General features: G+C 41.4%; 10 protein-coding genes. All 10 read left to right on the top strand.

The window, feature by feature from the left end:
• Window position 1 precedes the first annotated feature (1 nt).
• The 10 genes from ACN0TV_RS06405 to ACN0TV_RS06360 all read left to right on the top strand — a co-directional run bounded on the left by ACN0TV_RS06405 (window position 2) and on the right by ACN0TV_RS06360 (window position 21,536).
• A complete protein-coding gene (locus tag ACN0TV_RS06405) occupies window positions 2-2,347 on the top strand; it encodes a DUF5703 domain-containing protein (RefSeq protein WP_417361245.1) in 2,346 nt (781 codons plus the stop codon).
• On the top strand, window positions 2,344-4,806 hold the full coding sequence (locus ACN0TV_RS06400) for a pectate lyase family protein (RefSeq protein WP_417361243.1): 2,463 nt from the start codon (window positions 2,344-2,346) through the stop codon (window positions 4,804-4,806). Before ACN0TV_RS06405 ends, ACN0TV_RS06400 begins: the two co-directional genes overlap by 4 nt.
• 13 nt (window positions 4,807-4,819) lie before the next feature.
• Window positions 4,820-6,844: a glycoside hydrolase family 127 protein gene (locus ACN0TV_RS06395; protein WP_417361241.1), complete on the top strand. Its 2,025-nt coding sequence runs from the start codon at window positions 4,820-4,822 to the stop codon at window positions 6,842-6,844.
• A gap of 284 nt (window positions 6,845-7,128) precedes the next feature.
• On the top strand, window positions 7,129-10,320 hold the full coding sequence (locus ACN0TV_RS06390; protein ID WP_417361239.1) for a SusC/RagA family TonB-linked outer membrane protein: 3,192 nt from the start codon (window positions 7,129-7,131) through the stop codon (window positions 10,318-10,320).
• Window positions 10,321-10,336: 16 nt separating this feature from the next.
• The gene (locus ACN0TV_RS06385; RefSeq protein ID WP_417361237.1) at window positions 10,337-12,319 is read left to right on the top strand and encodes a RagB/SusD family nutrient uptake outer membrane protein; all 1,983 of its coding nucleotides are present in this window, start codon (window positions 10,337-10,339) and stop codon (window positions 12,317-12,319) included.
• Window positions 12,320-12,384: 65 nt separating this feature from the next.
• The gene (locus ACN0TV_RS06380; RefSeq protein ID WP_417361235.1) at window positions 12,385-14,103 is read left to right on the top strand and encodes a polysaccharide lyase; all 1,719 of its coding nucleotides are present in this window, start codon (window positions 12,385-12,387) and stop codon (window positions 14,101-14,103) included.
• A gap of 73 nt (window positions 14,104-14,176) precedes the next feature.
• Window positions 14,177-14,833, top strand: a complete 657-nt coding sequence (locus tag ACN0TV_RS06375) for a DUF3826 domain-containing protein (RefSeq protein ID WP_417361233.1) — start codon at window positions 14,177-14,179, stop codon at window positions 14,831-14,833.
• Between the two features lie 41 nt (window positions 14,834-14,874).
• Window positions 14,875-16,581 (top strand): pectate lyase family protein, encoded by a 1,707-nt coding sequence (locus ACN0TV_RS06370; protein WP_417361231.1) that lies wholly within the window; start codon window positions 14,875-14,877, stop codon window positions 16,579-16,581.
• Window positions 16,582-16,703: 122 nt separating this feature from the next.
• Complete coding sequence (locus tag ACN0TV_RS06365) at window positions 16,704-18,392, top strand: polysaccharide lyase (RefSeq protein WP_417361229.1); 1,689 nt, start codon at window positions 16,704-16,706, stop codon at window positions 18,390-18,392.
• Window positions 18,393-18,410: 18 nt separating this feature from the next.
• On the top strand, window positions 18,411-21,536 hold the full coding sequence (locus ACN0TV_RS06360; protein ID WP_417361227.1) for a DUF6298 domain-containing protein: 3,126 nt from the start codon (window positions 18,411-18,413) through the stop codon (window positions 21,534-21,536).
• The last annotated feature ends 1 nt before the right edge of the window (window position 21,537 follow it).

Here is a 21,537-nt window from a genome sequence, read left to right as displayed (position 1 = left end):
AATGTTGAAAACACTTCTTTTTGCCATAGTATTTTTGATAGGTAATCTTATGCATGGGCAATTGCCAGGCTTGAAAGATTACAATCAGCAATGGACAACTCAGAGTAAAAACAGTGGGGAATCCATGCCTGTTGGCGGCGGCGATATCGGTATGAATGTATGGGTGGAAGAAGGCAATGTTTATGCTTATTTTTCTAAAAGTGGGACTTTTGATGAACACAATACCTTTTTGAAATTAGGACGGTTAAAGTTGGAATTGAGCCCTAATCCGTTTGTAGGTAATGATGGATTTAAGCAGGAATTGGTTCTGGAAGACGGCTATATAAAAATCAAGCAAAATGGGGTGCAGGTCAATGTTTGGGTAGATGTATTTCATCCGGTAATTCATGTTGAAGTATCGAGTAAAGAAAAAATAGAAGCTAAGTTTTCTTATGAAAATTGGCGTTATAAAGATAAACAGGTCAAGGGGCGAGCAAACAATGCGAATTCTTATAAATGGGCACCACAGGGCGATATTATCAGCTATGCGGATACCATTAAGTTTGAAAAGGACGGAATTCTGTTCTATCACCGCAACCGAGATCATACCGTATTTGATGTAGTTGTTAAACAACAAGGGTTAGAAGCTTATAAGGATACTATGCTGAATCCTTTAAAACAGCTAACCTTCGGAGGCTATATTCACGCATCTAATTTTTCTCCATCGGGATCCTATACAGGTGTCTATAGGGATACTGATTTTAAAGGGTATTCTCTGGAGAGTAAAAAACCTTCTAAGTCACATAAGATTAATGTCCGGCTCTATACCAGCCAGCCTGAGGAGTTGCTTAGTTGGAAGCATGATTTAATGGCTGAAGTAAAAGAATATAATGGATCCTCTGAAGACAATCAGAAAAAGTCGGTGGATTGGTGGAATTCTTTTTGGAACCGCAGTTTCATTTACACTAAAAAAACGGGGTCTAACGTTAAAGATACTATATATCAGTTGGGACAAAATTATCAGCTATTTCGTTATATGCTGGGTGCAAATGCTTATGGGGAGTATCCGACCAAGTTTAATGGGGGGCTTTTTACCTATGATCCTTACTATGTAGATTCCACCTATACTTTCACCCCTGATTTTCGGAATTGGGGTGGGGGAACTATGACCGCTCAGAATCAGCGTTTGGTGTATTATCCTATGCTTAAGAGCGGAGATTTTGATATGATGAAATCTCAGTTTAAGTTTTATATGCGGATGCTTGAAACCGCAGAATTACGTTCCAAAGTATATTGGGGTCACCAAGGGGCTTCATTTACAGAACAAATTGAAAATTACGGATTGCCCAATCCTTCAGAATACAGTTGGGATCGTCCAAAGGATTACGATCGGGGGATGCAACATAATGCCTGGTTGGAATACCAATGGGATACTGTGTTGGAGTTTTGTAAAATGATGTTGGATCAATATTATTACGCTGGGCAAGACGTACAAGACTATATCGATTTTGTCATGAGTTCGTTGCGTTTCTTTGATGAGCATTACCAATATCTTGCTAATAAAAGGGGGGCTAGAACCTTCGATGCGCAGAAAAACCTAGTTCTTTATCCCGGTTCTGCAGCGGAAACTTATAAAATGACAACCAATGCCAATGCGACTATTGCTGCTCTTGATGTGATTATTCAAAAGGTATTGGATCTTCCAAAACAGATGGTTTCTGAGGAAAAACGGACATATTTATTGGAATTTAAAGATCGAATACCTCCGCTGAGTTACCGTCAAATTAAAGGGCATAAGGTACTCTCACCCGCGAAGAGTTGGGAGCGGATCAATAATACAGAAGTCCCACAACTTTATCCCGTGTATCCCTGGGGGATATACGGACTGGGAAAACCTGATCTTGAAATTGCACAGAACACGTGGAAGTATGATCCGGATGCACAGAAATTTAGAAGTCATGTAGGCTGGAAACAGTCTAATATTTTCGCCGCCAGAATGGGAATGACCGAGCAGGCTGCCAAATATGTAAAGTTAAAATTAGCGAATTCCAATCGCCGTTTTCCCAGCTTTTGGGGACCTGGTTTTGACTGGGTTCCGGATCACAACTGGGGCGGATCGGGAATGATTGGTTTACAGGAGATGCTATTGCAGGAGTCTGGTGGAAAGCTACTAATATTTCCGGCCTGGCCCAAAGATTGGGATGTGCATTTTAAGCTTCATGCCAAGGCAAATACAGTAGTGGAGGTTAAAGTTGAAAATGGAAAAGTTAAGATGCTTAGGGTTGAGCCTAAGCATAGAAAAGGTGATATAATTAATCTTCTTGATATGTCGATGGAAGATAAACTGGAATTAAATTTTGAAAAATGAACTTTAAAGTTGTATTGAATTATTTAACAATTGGAGTCGGACTGCTATTTTTGCTGTCTGCCACCGGGTGTAAATCACCTGAATCCGAACCTCAGTTTGAAACCCTTAAGGTTGATCTTGATTTTTCCGGTAGGCGTATGGCAGAGGTTAATGATCCTCTGTATACTTCTTGGGTCGCTGAACAGGGAGATAAATTGGAAAAATCCTTTGACGACATCACTATTGGGTTTGCGGGAACCATTGAGTCTGGATGGTATAAGACCGGCGTACAGGCACCGTTTTATGCAAGGCTTGTCAATGATGGTTTGATTAGTCAAGGACCATTGCAGATGACAATATCCGGTTTGAAGCCCGGAAAGCACAGCCTTCTGACCTTCCACAATACCTTTGATAACCCGGAGACAAAATCGTTCGCTCCTGTGGCAATATATGTAAATGATGCGAAGGTTAAAACCGTGGAACCTTCTAATAGAACGGATGCTACTATTAATTCAGCCATGGCTTATTTTAAGTTCGAGGTAGAGCAAGGTGATGAAGTTCAAATTCGATTTGAAGCGGATCCGTCAAGCGGAATCTCTAATAGCAAAGTGGTTTTAAACGGTTTTGAATTGGATGGTGAAAATATGTTAAACCAGGCGCATAGCCCGCAACCCGAAAATGGGGATGAGCACGTGGTAATCGAAGATAATTATATGCTCCGTTGGGAATCAACGAAGAACATGAAAGAACAATATTTGTATTTCGGTACTGATAAATCTGATGTTGCTGCTGCTGATAAGACGTCTGATATTTTTAAAGGAATGCAACAAGGAAATCAATTCGAGGTTTCTGATTTGTATTCGGGCAGTACGTACTATTGGAGGGTAGATCAGGTGGACCAATCGGGAGAACTCACCAGAGGTAAAGTTTGGTCGTTTAAGCCTGCACAATTGGCTTTTCCCGGGGCAGAAGGTTACGGGAGATTTGCTATTGGAGGCCGAGGTGGCCGGGTGGTGGAAGTAACCAATTTAAAAGATAGTGGTCCCGGGAGTCTTCGCTATGCTGTAGAGCAGGTCAAAGGGCCGCGTACTATTGTATTTAATGTTTCCGGAAATATTGATTTAAAATCCAGACTTGTAGTGGGTGATAAATATGTGACTATTGCCGGTCAAACAGCCCCCGGAAAAGGAATTACGGTATCGCGTGCTCCGATTGGACTTACCGGTGATGATGGAATTATTCGGTTTTTAAGGGTTCGTATTGGTGCCGGCAGAACCTATGATGGTATGGGACTAACCGGTGCGAATTACAGTATTATTGATCACTGTTCTATCAGCTGGACCATTGATGAATCCTTTAGCTCCAGAGGAGCTCACCATATTACCCTGCAAAATACTTTGATTTCCGAGGCGCTCAATGTGGCAGGTCATACAAAGTATCAGGATGGTAAAATGCATGGGTATGCCGCTACCATTGGTGGGGATATCGGAAGCTTTCATCATAACTTATTGGCACATAATTTTGGTAGAAACTGGAGCATGGGCGGAGGATTAAACGGCAATGGTTATTATACCGGAAAGTTGGATATTCGAAATAATGTAGTCTACAACTGGGGACATCGCGCCACCGACGGTGGAGCAAATCAGGTTAATTTTGTCAATAATTATTACAAACCCGGTGCAGCGACCACCTTCTTCTATGCATTAAATGCACAACACGAAGGAGTGGGACTTGGGAAACAACAGTATTATTTTCACGGTAATGTTATGGGCGGTTATTTTGATCAGACCAATCAACAGGATGGTAGAAAAAGAACCATTTCCAATAATGAAAAGGTCGATTATGAAACCTTTGTGGATCAGCCATTTTTTCCTTCTCATATTCAAACACAATCTGCCAGGGAAGCCTATAAAAGGGTACTTTCAAATGTGGGTTCCAATCGGCCACTTGATGAGCATGATCAAAGGATTATTCAGGAAACTTTAGATAGCACCTTTACCTATACTGGAAAACTTAGTAAACTTGGGGGTATGATTGATACCGAAAAGGATGTCGGTGGTTGGGAAGAATATCCTGAAGAGCATCGCGCTGAAGACTGGGATACTGATCACGATGGCCTTCCGAATTGGTGGGAAGAAGCCAAAGGGTTTAATGTGAATTCTAAATCAGGTGATTTCTCGGATTCCAATGCTGATAAGGACAAAGATGGGTTCACTGCCCTGGAGGATTATCTGAACTGGTTGGCTGAGCCTCATTATATTTTGAGGGTTGGTGATCGGCTAAACATCCCTGCTGAGGAGCTCTTTAAGGGCTTTACCCAGGATGTGAGCTATCAAATCGAAAAAGGACAAGCGGTTCTCAGTCAGGAAAATTTTGAATTTAAAGCGATCGAAAAAGGTTTTCATTCCTTTGAGGTTAGTGTAAAGGACGGCGAGGATGACAGTATGAAGCGCTTGGTTAATATTTATGTATACGAATAAAATTATAAAGAATATGGCAAGGTATAAATTGGGTGTTTTACTGTTTATTGGATGCACCACTTTGGGTTTAGCACAGGATGAAGGATTAGTTGGCAACGCGAACAGTCCCTATTCGAAGTTGCGTAGTTTAGCTTTGGATGATGTGCGGTGGACAGCTGGGTTTTGGTATACTCAGTTTGAAGTTGAGAAGCAAACTACGCTGCCATTTATGTGGGGGCTTTATCACGATGCGGAGGTGACTCATGCCTATCGCAATTTTGAAATTGCGGCCGGAAATATGAAGGGGACTCATGATGGACCTTCATTTCACGATGGGGATTTTTATAAAATAATGGAGGGCATGGCCTCGGTGTATGCGACCACCAAAGATAAAAAGCTGGATAAACAGATGGATGAAGCTATTGCAATGATAGCCAAAACACAAAGAGATGACGGTTATATCCATACACCTGTTTTGATAGAGGAACGTTGGGGAACATTAGGTCCAGAGGAACTTAAAAAGCAATTGGGGTTTGAAAAATACAACATGGGTCATCTGATGACTGCTGCAAGTATTCACCACAGAGCCACGGCTAAGGATAACTTTTTAAACGTCGCTATTGGAGTGGCGGATTATCTATACGATTTTTACCAAAAGGCTTCTCCGGATCTGGCCAGAAACGCGATTTGCCCCTCACATTACATGGGAGTAGTGGAGATGTACAGAACTACCGGGGATCCTAAGTATTTGGAACTTGCAAATCATTTAATTGATATCAGAGGAACTACTGCTGACGGAACCGATGACAATCAGGATCGAATCCCTTTTCGCGATCAAACCACCGCCATGGGACATGCCGTACGTGCAAATTACCTCTATGCCGGTATAGCAGATCTTTATGCGGAAACTGGAGAGGATAAGTTGCTCCAGAATTTAGAATCGATTTGGGAAGATGTGGTTTATCGTAAAATGTATATCACCGGTGGGTGTGGATCGCTCTATGACGGGGTTTCCCCGGATGGTACTTCCTATGATCCTTCGGTAGTGCAAAAAATTCATCAGGCCTATGGAAGACCTTATCAACTTCCCAATGCCACTGCGCACACGGAAACCTGTGCCAATATTGGAAATGTTCTTTGGAACTGGAGAATGTTGCAAATCTCCGGCGATGCCAAATATGCTGATGTCTTAGAATTAACCCTATACAATAGTGTACTCTCCGGAATGAATTTAGAAGGAAATAAGTTTTTGTACAACAACCCCCTGAACGTATCGGAATATTTACCTTTTGAGCAGCGATGGGGGCATCAAAGAAAAGGCTATATCGCCTTGTCAAATTGTTGTCCGCCGAATGTTACTCGTACCCTGGCGCAGGTTCAAAATTATGCCTACAGCCTTTCAGATGATGGTTTATATGTGAACCTTTACGGAAGCAATGCCCTGGAAACAAAAATGGCTGACGGCAAAACCATAAAGCTTCATCAAGTAAGCAATTATCCTTGGGACGGAGCTGTTAAGATAATTATCGACAAGGCGCCAAAGAATACCTTTGAGATGTTTCTAAGAATACCTGGTTGGAGTCAAAGTTCAAGTGTTTCGGTCAATGGTAAGCAGGTTAGTACCTCGGGTAAGCCAGGCACCTACCTAGCTCTGGAGCGCTTATGGAAAAAGGGTGATGTGATAACCTTGGATCTTCCAATGCCAGTTGAACTTATGCAAGCCAATCCCTTGGTTGAGGCAACGAAAAATCAGGTTACCGTAAAACGCGGTCCGCTGGTGTATTGTTTGGAGTCGGAATCTTTACCTGAAGATGTGAGTATCAATGAGGTGGTTTTAGATGTGGAAGCCGGTTTTACACCAGAAACCCTCACCATCAAAGGTAGAACACTCACTGCACTAAGGGCAAATGTTAAAGTTAAAAATAGTTCCTCATGGGAGCATCAATTATACCGACCGCTAAACACAGGCTCAACAAAGAACTACCAGGTTGATCTTATCCCTTATTTTGCCTGGGGTAACAGGGATGCCAAAGAAATGTCAGTTTGGTTATCCTTTTAGGATTTACATAAAAAATCTCTAAAATATCGCATCAATTATTGTTTTCTTAACTTAAAATTAAACAAAGTGGTATAGTACAGGATAGAAGCATTATTGGATATAGATATATTTGGCCTGATACCTATTTGAACATAGCGAACAATTTAATTTGCTGGGTAAACTAATGATTTCATGGAATGGCGTTTCTTTTTAACGAAATCGATTGAAATAAGGGGTTTGCAAGTTATTGGGTATCAATGAATCAAAATGAAATGAACTAATTATTAATTAAAGTCAAAATACCTATGAGAACAATTAAAAAGGTATGTACATTATTTTTGGCTGTATTTGTATCAGTTACAACTTATGCACAAGACCTCACGGATCAAAGAACGATCACTGGGGTAGTAGTTGATGAGCAGGGGATACCAATTCCGGGAGTTAATGTGATTGTGAAAGGAAGTAACAACGGGGTAGCCACTGATTTAGAAGGAAGGTATTCTATCAGAGCTTATGGAAAAGATACCCTGGTGCTGTCCTTTATTGGTTTTAAGACTGAGGAACGTTATGTAGGCGGTGAGTCTAATATTGACCTTACCTTGGTGATGGATAGCCAACAGTTAGAGGATGTAGTGGTTGTAGGCTATGGAACACAAAAACGAGAGCATCTTACTGCAGCGGTGGAAACCGTAGATATGGAAGAGATTGACCAGTTGCCGGTAGGTGATTTGGGGACGGCTATGGCCGGGAGAGTTTTGGGGTTGAATGTCTCTGGTGGTAACACCAGACCGGGCTCTAAAGCACAATTGACCATTCGTAACCCCATGACACTATCAAAAGATGGGGGAAACCTTCAGCCACTCTACGTTATAGACGGTGTGGTTCAGTTGGATGCTCAAGGTAAAAATGACAGTCAATATTTTAACAGTCTTGACGCCTCTGAGGTTAAAAGCATTTCTATCTTAAAAGATGCTGCTGCTGCCATTTACGGTTCCAGAGCATCTAACGGTGTGGTTGTGGTAACCACCAAAAGAGGTAGGGTCGGTAAACCAGTATTCAGGTTTTCCGGAACCTCAGGTATAAATGATGAGCAGTATCGCGTTGAAATGATGGATGCTTTTGAGTATGCACAATACTACAACATCATGAACGGTCCCAATGGTTATAGGGAAGACATTAGTGACAAAGAACGATTCTTTTCGCAGGATGAGTTAAATTATTTTAGAAATAACTCCTATGACTGGTTAGATCAGGCATGGTCAAGTTCGACCACACAGCGTTATACCTTAAATGTCAGTGGAGGTACAGATCGTGTCACCTATTTTAGTGGGGTGTCCTATTATACACAAGATGGAAACCTTGGGCCTATAGATTATGATAAATTCACCTTTAGAGCAGGTACAGACGTGGAAGTTGCAAAAGGACTTAAAGTAGGTTTGCAACTCTCGGGTAACTTCACCGAGCAAGATAAGGTGTTTAGTAAAATTGGTGGGGAAAATGAAGAAAATGATTATAAAAAATTACTCATGGCTCCACCGTACCTCCCTCCATATGTGGATGGATATCCGGTCAAGCTTCCAAATGCCGGAAACAACCAGGCCTACCATTTCTTTGAAATCCAACGTTTAGCCAATAAATCCAGCACACGGTCTAACGATATGCGAGTCAATATTAATACTGAATACGAACTGCCTTTTGTTAAGGGCTTAAAATTAAGCGGAAGTTATGCGCGTAGTATGGGGCATTCCAGAAATCACCGTTTAGGAACTTTTTACGACTTGTATAATATTATCAACAGAGGCGGTGATAATGAACACATTTATGCCGAGGGAACTGTAGGAGAGCCGCGCAGCTTTGAAAATGGGAATGAGATTAGAAAATCAAATGTTACCTCGATGCTGCAGCAGCTCAATGGAACCATGTCATACTCAAATCAATTTGGGAAGCATGGTGTGAGTGCACTTTTTACGGTTGAAAAATCGGAATCGGAAAGTTTTCAGGAAGATGCTGCCGTTGATGATCCATTACAGGATTCTAACGGTACCTTCAGAACAGCATTTGGAGAAGCCAGCGTAAGGGATTTTACTAATGAAGCCGGTTCTTTGTCCTATGTAGGTCGTATGAACTACCATTATGATGATAAGTATCTTTTTGAATTTTTATACCGTTCAGATGCTTCAACTAAATTTGCCCCTGAAAATTATTGGGGAGATTTCTATTCCTTCTCCGCTGGTTGGGTAGTTTCAAAAGAAAATTTCTTTAATGCCGACTGGATAGACTTTTTGAAAATTCGTTATTCCCTAGGATTATTAGGTAAGGATGATACTAGGCCATGGCTGTGGAGACAGCGCTATACGTATCAATACGGTAATGGAGTGGTCTTTGGAGGAAATGCGCCTGTATCCATTGGGGTTAAGGCGGAATCTTCTCCTAACAGAGCGGCGACCTGGAGTGATGATTTTAAAAACAACCTGGGTATTGATGCTCGGTTTTTGAATGATCGCCTATCCACAACCGTGGAAGGTTTCTATAACAAAGGGACTGGCATTTTGTTGGAGCGTATAGGTAATGTACCCTTTACAGTTGGTGGGACTTTGGCTGCGGAAAACTTTGCAGAAATAGACTTCTTCGGTTATGAGGTTGCTGTTGGATGGAATGACAATATCGGGAAGGATTTTAGCTATGGAATCGATGCCCGTTTCTCCTGGTATGATAACAAGGTCAAAGTTTCTAACTTTAACGATGAAGATATCTTAAAGCCATGGTTTGCAAAACCTGGAGGATCCAGCGATTTTGGAGTTTATGGTTATGATTATATGGGAATGTTTAAGTCTCAGGAAGATATTAATAATTACGTTGAACAATACAATATCCAACAGGTATTTGGTACTCCGGTTGATGAATTACGACCAGGGACATTATACTATCGCGATGTGCGTGGTGAGTATCTCGGAAATGGTGAATTTGCTGCTCCGGATGGAATTATTGATGAGAATGACCAAATTCAACTTGCCGATAAAGAGGCCAATCACTATGGTTTTGGAACGACCTTGAAATTTGGTTGGAAAGGATTGAGTTTTAGTGCCGTAATCGCAGGTTCTTTTGGAGGATGGAGTGAATACTCTGCTAAATACGACTTGGATGGGAATATCGCTAGTAATTTTGAAAACTTACCCCGCGATTGGAATGATATCTATGAGCCGACAATTAACCCTGGTGGCAGTATGCCAAACCCGGCTTTTGGTGATATCAATTTTGTAAGATCGAAATACTGGGAACAGAATTCCTTTAGTATGGCAGTTCGTAACTTTACCCTAGCGTATAGTTTACCTAGTGAGGTCAGTGAAAAAATTGGTTTTGAAAACCTCAATTTGACATTTACAGGTGTAAATCCGTTGAATCTTTACAATCCTAATGATTACATAAATTCATTGGGTGCCTGGGATGCTTATCCGGTATTGAGAACCTTCTCTTTAGGTCTAAATGTTACTTTTTAATTCAAAAAAACAGAACATGAAAATAATTGTAAGAACGAAAATTGTTTTATGTGCAGTACTCTCACTCGCGGTACTTAGCTGTAGTGACGATTTTCTCGAAGAAAAGAAGGATTTTTCCGGAATGAATGAAGAAACCTTTGAAAATATGCAAACAGCCCAGGCATACGTAGATTATATCTACCGCCAGTTTTTCCCGGGTGGGGGAAATGCTCCTGCCTGGTGGGATCTTGCCAGAGCTAATGATCTCGTGAAGACTAGTGATGAGGCTCCTGGAAGAACCCGATGGAACCAGGAGTGGGCGCAAATTTCTCCCACTCAAAATCACGCTATGGAGTATATTGGAGAACGATTGAGTACCAGTAATAGAAATTATACATATACCCGCCTAAAGTCCATCAATATGTTCTTGGAGAATATTGAACTGCATGATGGAATCAGTGATCAGGACAAAGCACTTCTTAAAGGACAGATGTTTTTTTGGAGAGGTTGGCAGTATATGGATCTTATGCGTTTTTACGGTGGGGTTCCAATTGCTCTAAAGGCGTTGAATCCTATTGTGGGAGGAACCGATACTCAGATTCCAAGAAGTACTTCTGCGGAGACTTTGGCTCAGGCATTGTCTGATTTTGATAAGGCCATAGAACTTTTACCGGGGCGTTGGCCGGATGATCAGTGGGGACGAGTTACCAGTGGAGCTGCTGCAGCCTTTAAAGGCCAGGCACTTCTGTTGTGGGCGAGTCCGCAATTTAATCGCAGTGATGATCAGGCTCGTTGGCAATTGGCCTATGATGCGAACGTAGAGGCTAGAGAAATTTTAGAACAAAACGGATTTGGAATGTGGACAGGTCCATGGGATGAAATGTGGCTTACAGAGGTCGGAAATCCTGAGGCTGTTTTTGTCTACGGTTATAACTCAGTAACTACTGAGGATTTGGATTTTTATAATGGTATGGAGCCAAACTCTCGATCTGCGGATGCAGGTGGAAGTCCAAACTTAATACCGACCAAAAATACCATGGATTTATTTCCAATGGCCGATGGTAAACCAATAGGAGAGTCTACCACCTACGATTATGATTTACAAACTTTTTACAAAAACAGAGATCCTAGATTTTATGCCACCTTTGTGTACAATGGTGCTAAATGGCCTTTTGCTGAGGACGAAGATTTTGTACAATGGGAGTACAGATGGTATTCCGACGCTGGAAATACCGGTGCGAATATCCCTGAAGAAGTTACAGGTGAAAATAATAAGCCTGCAGGGATTTATATTAAGAAATGGACAGATCCAAATGCTTCCAGCGATGATAATTTTTCCAGAAGCGGTACGGATTGGATGGAGCTTAGATTTACTGAGGTTCTGATGAATATTGCGGAAGCTGCCACAGGAATTGGTCAAATGGGAGAAGCCAAGCAAATTTTGATTCAAATTCGCGAAAGAGCCGGTGTTGAAAACACGGATGGTAGTTATGGTCTTGGGGATGTCAATGGAAGGGATGCCATGTTTGGGGCCATTCTAAATGAAAGAGCTGTGGAGTTCGCCTATGAAGGAAAACGCCATGATGATCTTAGACGATGGATGTTGTTTAACGATGATTACGGTACAGTGAGTCGCCTTGGATTGGAACCTATAAGCGGGACACGAAGACAGGGAATTGTTTATGTGGCCTTAGACGAAACAGGCCAACCTTATGTCGGTGATCAAGACCCTTTTTTGAATAGCGGCGAACAAGCACCAATTATTGATAGAGAACCAGAAACCTATCCCGAAGGTATTACTACCCATGAGGAGTACGTAGATTACCTTTATGAAAACTATTTTGAAATCAGAGTTAAAGATGATTTGGATCCTGAAGATTTTCAGTTTCAATGGTATAATGAGTACTATTTCTACGGGTTCCCACAAGATGTTATGGATAGTGCACCATATTTAGAACAAACCGAAGGTTGGGGTGGAAGTTATAACCCGTTATCCGGAGAACTAGATTATAATAATTAACGCAAATGGTGAGCTGTGATCTTTTATAGTCTACGGCTCATTTAAATTTTTTAACGTATAGTACAATGAATCATAAAGTATTAATATTTTTTATTTTAACACTAGTAAGTGTTCATTCTTACGGACAGTACCCGAAGCTTACAGATGCCGATAAGGCAAAAGAAAAGGCTATAATCCAGGGTGCTGAAAGGCATTCAGACAGCGTATGGCAGCATGCCGTAAAGATTGTTCGCAAAGAGGCAAGAGAAGGAAAACCTTATGTGCCATGGGCTTTTAGACCCATAGATTTACCTCAAGCTGAAATTCCATCTTTTCCCGGTGCTCAGGGTGGCGGTATGTATAGCTTTGGCGGTCGTGGCGGTAAAGTAATTACGGTGACCAGCTTGGCAGATAAAGGACCCGGAACCCTAAGAGAGGCACTAGAAACAGGCGGAGCCAGAATTGTTGTTTTCAACGTTGCCGGAAAAATAGAATTGAAATCTCCGCTGATTATCAGAGCACCTTATGTAACTATTGCGGGGCAAACTGCACCTGGTGATGGTGTTGTCGTAGGTGGTGAAACCGTATGGATCAACACCCATGATGTGGTGATTCGTCATATGCGTTTTCGAAGAGGAGAGACATTTGTAGGAAGACGGGATGATGCTATTGGAGGAAACCCGGTTGGAAACATCATGATTGACCACGTCTCAGCCAGTTGGGGTTTGGATGAAAATATGTCGATTTACCGACATATGTACAGCCCCGGTGGTGATTATAAAGAAGAAAAATTAGGAACGGTTAATGTTACCATTCAAAATAGTATTTTTTCTGAGGATTTGGATACCTATAACCACTCTTTAGGAAGTACACTGGGTGGCGAAAATTGTTCCTTTATGAGGAATCTGTGGGCTAGTAATGCCGGACGTAATCCATCCATTGGATGGAATGGCATTTTCAACTTTGCCAATAATGTTGTCTTTAACTGGAGTCATAGAACCACTGATGGTGGAGATTATAAGGCGAAGTTTAATATAATCAACAATTATTACAAACCCGGACCAATTACTTCCAAAGATCGACCGGTAGCTCATCGTATTTTAAAGCCGGAGGCCGGGCTTAGCGATTTAGATACTTTAATTTTTGGAAGGGCTTACGTAAAGGGAAATATTGTTGAAGGATTTCCGAAAGTAAGCTCAGATAACTGGAATGGAGGTGTTCAGATTGAAGGTAAGGATGGCGAACTTATGACCTATGAAGAGGCTAAAGTTTATTTTCCGTATATCAAAGCAACTGATGAATTTCCAAGACCTTGGTTTAAAATCATGCCAACAAAACAGGCCTATAATTTTGTGTTGGAAAACGCTGGCGCAACACTCCCAAAGAGAGACCCTGTTGATGTTAGAATTATTAAAACAGTGAAAACGGGAAAAGCTATTTATGAAAAAGGACTGGATCCGGATTCTTTTTACCAATTTAAACACAGACGTCTAGCACCTGATTCATATAAGCGCGGTATTATCACCGACATTTCTCAGGTGGGCGGATATCCGGAGTATAAAGGAAAACCTTATACAGATTCTGATGGTGATGGTATGCCAGATGGTTATGAGAAGAAATTCAACCTCGACCCTAACGATCCAACAGATGCACATTCTTACCCTCACGGTAAGGATGGTTATACTCAAATTGAGTATTACATCAATGGTATAGATCCGAATAAGAAAGTCGACTGGAGCGATTTGAAAAACAATGAAGATACCTTGGCTAAACAGTCAAAGGGTTTGAATACGTATAAAAAATAAGAAAAAGTTATTTTCAAATTCTGGACTTTTGAGCAATCAAGAGCCGGAATTTGGATTTTTAAAATAAATAACAATGAGAATAATTAAAAATATGTTGTTACTACTCTCTATAGTAGCTGTAGGTTGTGGAAGTGCAACTAAAAGTTTTGATCCCGAATATGTAAAAGTTACCAACGAGAGAGCACAAAAAATAGTCAATGATTTAAATATCGCAGACGCTGATAAGCAACTCACGGTTCGCGATATTATCGCTGAGCAGTATCGCAATCTAAGTTGGGTTCAGGATGGAAGAGATGCGAAAATAGATGCGCTTGATCAGATGAATCTCTCAGAGACGGAAAAGGATAAAGTGATTGAAAAAATAGAAACCAAGGCTCAAAAAGATATCGACAAACTCCATAAGAAGTATATTAATAGACTTGAGGATCAACTTAATGAACAGCAAGTTGTTCAGGTTAAAGATGGCATGACTTATGGGGTTGTTCCCCTTACCTATAATGGGTATTTGGATATGTTGCCTGAACTTACAGAGCCACAAAAAGAGGTGATTTATGAGCATTTGGTGGAGGCAAGAGAATATGCTATGGATGCAGGATCTTCTGATCAAAAACATTGGTGGTTTGGAAAGTATAAAGGAAAAATAAACAATTACCTTTCTTCTCAAGGTTATGACTTAGGCAAGGCCAGTAAGGAGTGGCAAGCGAGGCTCAAAGCAGAGAAGAATCAGTAGAACCGGTATTAGGAAAAAGAAAGTTCAAAATTTATTCACCTATGATGTTTGAAGTATTAAAAAGAAGCATTTTTGTAGCGGTAATCATTAGTAGCAGCTGTGCATACAGTCAATATCCTGAGATTCCGCCGGAGCTTCAAGCCAAAACGGACGATCGAATGGCAAAGGAGGAGGCCCGATTGGAAGACCTTTGGGATTCTAAGGTCTATCCTATTGTACAAAAGCAAGCTGAAGAAGGTCGTCCCTATATCCCATGGGGATCAAATCCCGGTGATTTTATGCAGGCTGATATTCCTGCCTTTCCGGGTGCAGAAGGCGGAGGAGCCTTTACCCCCGGAGGTAGGGGCGGAAAGGTTTATGTGGTCAGTAGTTTGGCTGACAGTGGCCCCGGTACCCTAAGGGCTGCGTGCGAGGCCGGAGGCGCCAGAATTATTGTTTTTAATGTAGCCGGAATTATAAAGCTTAAGACTCCTATTAGTATTCGCGCGCCTTATGTGACTATAGCAGGACAGACCGCTCCTGGAGATGGTGTATGTGTGGCAGGGGAAAGTTTTAAGGTGGACACCCATGATGTGATCATACGTCATATGCGTTTTCGCAGGGGAGCGACGGATGTCACCAGAAGGGATGACGCCTTAGGCGGATCACCTATGGGGAATGTGATTATTGATCATGTTTCTGCGAGCTGGGGTCTTGATGAAAACATGTCTTTATACCGTAATATGTTTAAGGAGCATGATAAGGCGGATGTGCGTAAATTACCCACCTCTAATTTAACGATTCAAAATAGTATTTCTTCTGAAGGACTTGACACTTACAATCATGCATTCGGGAGTACTATAGGGGGATTGAACAGTACATTTGTCAGAAATTTATGGGCCAATAATATCTCCAGAAACCCTTCTGTGGGTATGTATGGCAGCTTTAACTTTATCAATAATGTAATCTTTAACTGGTGGAATCGATCCATAGACGGTGGGGATTATCGCTCGATGTTTAATATTGTGAATAATTATTTTAAACCGGGACCAATAACTCCTAAGGATAAACCTATTCGTTACAGAATTCTAAAGCCGGAATCGGGTTATTTACAGCCTAAAACTTTTGGAAGAGCATATGTCACCGGGAACTTCATAGCCGGTAATCCCCAGGTGAGTAACGATAACTGGAATGGCGGAGTGCAGCTGGAAGATTTTTCTGAAGAGGTGACTGATAAACACCTAAGGTATATTCAACAATCAAAGATGTTCCCTATTGAAAATGTGGAAATTAAACCTGCCCAGGAAGCCTATGAGTTTGTGCTTGAAAATGCAGGAGCAACACTTCCAAAACGCGATGATGTTGATAAGCGTATTGTAAAACAAGTGCGCAGCGGTAAAATCAATTACCCCGACGGTTTAGAATCTTCTATAGGTTCTGAATTTATCAACCGAAGATTGCCCGCGGACTCTTACAAAAAAGGAATAATAACCAGTATTGAACAAGTCGGAGGTTATCCGGAGTATTCAGGAAAACCTTATCAGGATTCGGACAAGGACGGTATGCCGGATAAGTGGGAGCGCAAATACAATCTTAATCCGAATGATCCTTCTGATGCCAATGGCGATTTGAATGGTGATGGGTATACCAATATCGAAAAGTATATCAACGGAATTGACCCGACTAAAAAAATGAACTGGAAAGATTTGGCGAATAATCATGATACACTGGCTAGGTTAAAAAATGGGCTGAATCCATATACCAAATAATTCTAAAGCCTGTATCTAATCAATATTGACAATTTTAACACGTAGGCACAGGATGCTTTATGGCTACCTTATTGCTAAACTGCGGCGTAATTAAAAAAGTTTTCAAACGTAACTTTAATGTAATGAACAAAGCTGTACTACCTATTGCCGGTTTTCTTGTGATACTATTGGGTATTCAAGATATTCGGGCACAGTATCCAACAATAACCAAGGAGGTGAAAGCTGACACGGATCAGTTTATGGAAAGGGTAAAAGAACGATCAGATGAGGCCTGGGCTCGTGCATTACCCATTATTAATGCCGAGGCTGCAAAAGGAAAACCATATATTCCCTGGGCATCTTACCCGGAGGATCTTCCTCAGGCTAAAATTCCTGCATTTCCTGGAGCAGAGGGTGGTGGAATGTATAGTTTTGGTGGAAGAGCAGGACAAGTCTTTGTAGTTGACAATCTTGAAGACAGTGGGCCTGGTAGCCTGAGAGAGGCCTGTACGGCTGGTGGTGCCCGCATTATCGTGTTTAACGTGGCAGGTATTATCCGTTTGAAAACCCCTATTATCTTAAGGGCTCCATATGTAACCATCGCAGGACAAACTGCTCCTGGAGATGGGATTTGTATAGCAGGGGAATCTTTCTTAATTGATACCCACGATGTGGTGATTAGACATATGCGTTTTCGAAGAGGAGAAACTTATGTCGGAAGGAGAGATGATGCTATAGGCGGAAATCCAATCGGAAATATCATGATTGATCACGTATCTGCAAGCTGGGGACTGGATGAGAATATGTCTATGTACCGACACATGTACATTCATCCAAATGGTAGGATGGAAAAATTACCAACGGTAAATATTACCATTCAAAATTCCATTTTTTCAGAGGGTCTGAACACCTATAATCATGCCTTTGGAAGTACTATTGGGGGAATAAATAGTACCTTTATGAGAAATTTATGGGCACATAATATTTCTAGAAATGCATCGGTTGGTATGTATGGTGATTTCGGTTTTGTGAACAATGTAATCTTCAATTGGTATAATAGGAGTATAGACGGTGGAGATCATCGTTCCAGATATAATATTATAAATAATTATTACAAGCCCGGACCCATTACACCATTGGATAAACCGATAGCCTATCGCATTATTAAACCAGAAGGTCATCGTGGGGAAAAGGACAGTCTTATCTTAGGCCGCGCTTTCGTGGACGGAAATATTGTTGACGGATTTCCAAAGGTGACTATGGATAATTGGAATGGAGGCGTTCAAGTGGACGGAGATCCTGAGGCAACAAAGGCGTACTGGCCGAATCTTAGAATGGAGGCACCGTTTCCCTTAGCACCGATCACCATACTTCCGGCACAAGAAGCTTATGCATTTGTGCTTGAAAATGCGGGAGCTACCCTACCAGTAAGGGATGCAGTAGATAAACGTATCGTAAAAGAAGTTAAAACCGGTAAGCTGGAAGATCGCCCAAGTGGCGAGACTGCTGAAGGAGAAAAGTACAATACCAATAAGATTCTTGGAGATGATTCTTATAAAAAAGGAATTATAACTCATATTAGTCAAGTCGGTGGTTATCCTGAATACAAAGGAAAACCATATAAGGATACCGATAAAGATGGTATGCCGGATAAATGGGAGCGCACATACAATCTCAATCCAAATGATCCATCGGATGCCAATGGTGATTTGAACGGTGACGGGTATACCAATATTGAAAAGTATATCAATGGAATCGATCCTACCAAAAAAGTGAACTGGGAAGATGTATCCAATAACAAAAACACCTTGACAAGAGCTTTACTGCAATAAAAATAAATACCGCATATAATGCCATTTTGTATAAAAAGAAGTTTTTTACTTTATACCACTTTACTGATTTTTTCAGCGGGTTACAGTCAGATTGCATATCCCGACTTGGAGAAAAATAAGGATGGACAAATTGTATATATTCCTGATGCTATGGGGAACACCATCCCGGATTTTTCCTATAGTGGTTATGAATTATCGGCTAAGGTTATCCCTGATGTACCTGCTAAAATCAAAGTTTCTCCAGTACATGGAGATGCTACCGCTCGTATTCAACAGGCCATAGATTATGTTTGCGGTTTAAAACCGGATGCTAACGGATTTAGGGGAGCGGTATTACTAGAAAAGGGAGTTTTTAAACTTCAGGGAAGCTTGTATTTAAAGAAATCAGGAGTAGTACTCAGAGGTTCAGGTTCCACTGATGACGGAACAGTACTATTAGGTACGGGTATTCGTCGGGAAGCAATTATTCGCATACTGGGAACTGACGATAGAGCAGTTGAGGATACAATTCAAATTGCAGATCATTATATTGCTTTGGGAAGTTCTACAATCAGCCTCAGAGGAAAAAAAACAGAAAATGGCGATCAGCTTATTCTACGTAAATATTTAACCCAGGGGTGGTTGGACTCCTTAAAAATGAACAACTTTGGTGGAGATACGGGTTGGATTGGTTGGAAAACAGTAGATTGGACCATTGATTGGGACAGAGAGGTGGTGGGAGTTTCCTCTAATGGGATTACACTGGATGCTCCTTTGACCATGGGGCTTTCACCAAAAAAAGACAGTCTTCAACTTCTGCGCTATACATGGCCGGGAAGAATTGAGCAGTTGGGGATTGAGCAGTTAAAAATTAGCTCTACTTACCAAAAGGATAATCCCAAAGATGAACTTCATCGTTGGCTTGGGGTTTCTGTAGAAAATGCCAAAAATATTTGGGTGCGGCAGGTAAATTTTGAGCATTTGGCCGGAGGCGCTGTACATATTCAAAAAACAGCTAGTCAGGTTACTGTAGAAGATTGTATCTCCTTAAACCCTGTTTCTGAAGTTGCTGCATTTCGAAGACACAGTTTTTATACTGAAGGTCAAAAGAATTTATTTCAACGTTGTTATTCCGAATATGGCTATCATGATTTTGCTGTCGGAGGCTATGGGACTACAGGACCCAATGCCTTTGTGCAATGTAAGGCCTTTATGCCTCATAGTTTTAGTGGTGCCATTGGTAGTTGGGCCACAGGGATACTTTTAGATATTGTCAACATTGACGGTCAGGCATTAAGTCTTCGCAATCAGGGGCAGTTATCCAGAGGTTCAGGTTGGACCGCAGCCAATAGTGTGGTTTGGGAAAGTTCTGCTTCCATGATGGAAGTATCCAGTCCACCCACGGCACAAAATTGGGCATTTGGTGTTTGGGGGCAATTTTCCGGGAATGGTCACTGGAAGGAAGTGAGCAGTCATATCAGTCCGCGAAGCCTTTTTTATGCACAGCTTCAAAAAAGATTGAACAAATTGGAAATTGATCCGCAAATTCTCGATATAGGATCAGAACCGTCCTCTAGTCCAACCTTGGAAGTTGCACAGCAGCTCACCCAAGAGGCCAGTGTACCCATGAAAGGGTTAAAGCAGTGGATTCTAGAGGCTCCAATCAGAAATCCAATCGCTGTAAATTCTAAGGAAGTTCCTACAATGGAAAAACGCATCAAGAGTAGTACCAAAGCAAAAACAAAACTACAATACGATAAGATTGAATTGCAGAATGGAAAACTGCAGTATAAAAATACACTCTTAAGCGGTAAACGTTCCAATGTAATGTGGTGGAGAGGGAGTCTGAGAGATCGTGATATCCATAGGGCAACACCTCATGTAACCCGTTTTGTGCCCGGACAAAGAGGGCTGGGTCGTACGGATAATCTTCCAGAGGTAGTTGCGTATTTTAAAAAGGAAAATATTATCAGTTTAAATCATAACTACGGTCTGTGGTATGACAGACGTATGGATGATCATCAAAGGGTGCGAAGGATTGATTCTGATACCTGGCCTCCCTTTTATGAACAACCCTTCGCCAGAAGCGGAAAGGGGTTAGCTTGGGATCATTTGAGTAAGTATGATTTGACAAAATACAACAGCTGGTACTGGACCAGACTTTTAGAATTTTCTCAACTGGCTGAACCTCATGGACAGCTGCTATTGCATCAGCAATACTTTCAACATAATATCTTAGAGGCCGGAGCGCACTGGTCGAGTTCACCTTGGAGGTCGATTAATAATATCAATAGTAGTGATTTTCCGGAACCGCCTCCATATGCTGGAGATAAACGAATTTTCATGGCTGAACAATTTTATGATATTACACATACAGCAAGAAAAAAACTACACACCTCTTATATTCAAAAATCACTGGACAATTTTAAAGACCAATCTAATGTCATTCAATTTACCAGTGAGGAGTTTACAGGTCCACTACACTTTATGGAGTTCTGGGTAGATGTGATAATGGATTGGGAGAGAACCCATGAAAATCAGGCGCTAATTGGACTTTCGGCTACAAAGGATGTTCAGGATGCCATACTTGCCAATACACAGCGAAGTGAGGTCATTGATGTGATTGATATTAAATATTGGTATTACAAGGAAAATGGCCAGACTTATGCGCCTGAAGGTGGTAAAAATCTAGCTCCGCGTCAGCATGCACGAAAAATGAAAACGGGAAAGGAGTCCGGTCGTTCTGTCTATAGGGCGGTAAAAGAGTATCGCGTGCGTTTTCCGCAAAAAGCGGTACTTTATTCTACTCACGGTGCTCCTCGATTTGGATGGGCGCAGCTTATGGGAGGTGCTTCCTTACCAATGATTCCAAAAGTAAATCTAGAGGCATTTTACATGGCACTACCCAAGATGTCCTATGGTGAAAAAGAGGACTTTGAAAGTTCTGTTTGGAGTCTTCAAAATACGGGAAATAGTTACCTGTTTTACCTGAATATTGTTGAAGACTTTCAGCTTGATTTGAGTACGTTTAGAGGAAGATTCCAGGTGTATAGTATCGACCCTGAGACAGGTGAAGCCAGTCCTCGAAATAAAATCCGTGGAGGATCAATAGTTACAATAAAACCCTTAGAAAACGATAGAATTTTCTTTATTGAAAAATTATAAT

The organism is Galbibacter sp., assembly GCF_048266365.1.
GTDB lineage: Bacteria > Bacteroidota > Bacteroidia > Flavobacteriales > Flavobacteriaceae > Galbibacter.
The sequence above is the reverse complement of the archived record's forward strand: the minus strand, read 5'-3'. Positions and strand labels throughout refer to the sequence as shown.

Bases quoted from the DNA above. Each gene is read 5' to 3' on its own strand.
- ACN0TV_RS06375 (WP_417361233.1), top strand. From the start codon at position 14,177: ATGAGAATAATTAAAAATATGTTGTTACTACTCTCTATAGTAGCTGTA.
- ACN0TV_RS06390 (WP_417361239.1), top strand. From the start codon at position 7,129: ATGAGAACAATTAAAAAGGTATGTACATTATTTTTGGCTGTATTTGTA.
- ACN0TV_RS06370 (WP_417361231.1), top strand. From the start codon at position 14,875: ATGATGTTTGAAGTATTAAAAAGAAGCATTTTTGTAGCGGTAATCATT.
- ACN0TV_RS06395 (WP_417361241.1), top strand. From the start codon at position 4,820: ATGGCAAGGTATAAATTGGGTGTTTTACTGTTTATTGGATGCACCACT.
- ACN0TV_RS06385 (WP_417361237.1), top strand. From the start codon at position 10,337: ATGAAAATAATTGTAAGAACGAAAATTGTTTTATGTGCAGTACTCTCA.
- ACN0TV_RS06360 (WP_417361227.1), top strand. From the start codon at position 18,411: ATGCCATTTTGTATAAAAAGAAGTTTTTTACTTTATACCACTTTACTG.
- ACN0TV_RS06380 (WP_417361235.1), top strand. From the start codon at position 12,385: ATGAATCATAAAGTATTAATATTTTTTATTTTAACACTAGTAAGTGTT.
- ACN0TV_RS06400 (WP_417361243.1), top strand. From the start codon at position 2,344: ATGAACTTTAAAGTTGTATTGAATTATTTAACAATTGGAGTCGGACTG.
- ACN0TV_RS06365 (WP_417361229.1), top strand. From the start codon at position 16,704: ATGAACAAAGCTGTACTACCTATTGCCGGTTTTCTTGTGATACTATTG.
- ACN0TV_RS06405 (WP_417361245.1), top strand. From the start codon at position 2: ATGTTGAAAACACTTCTTTTTGCCATAGTATTTTTGATAGGTAATCTT.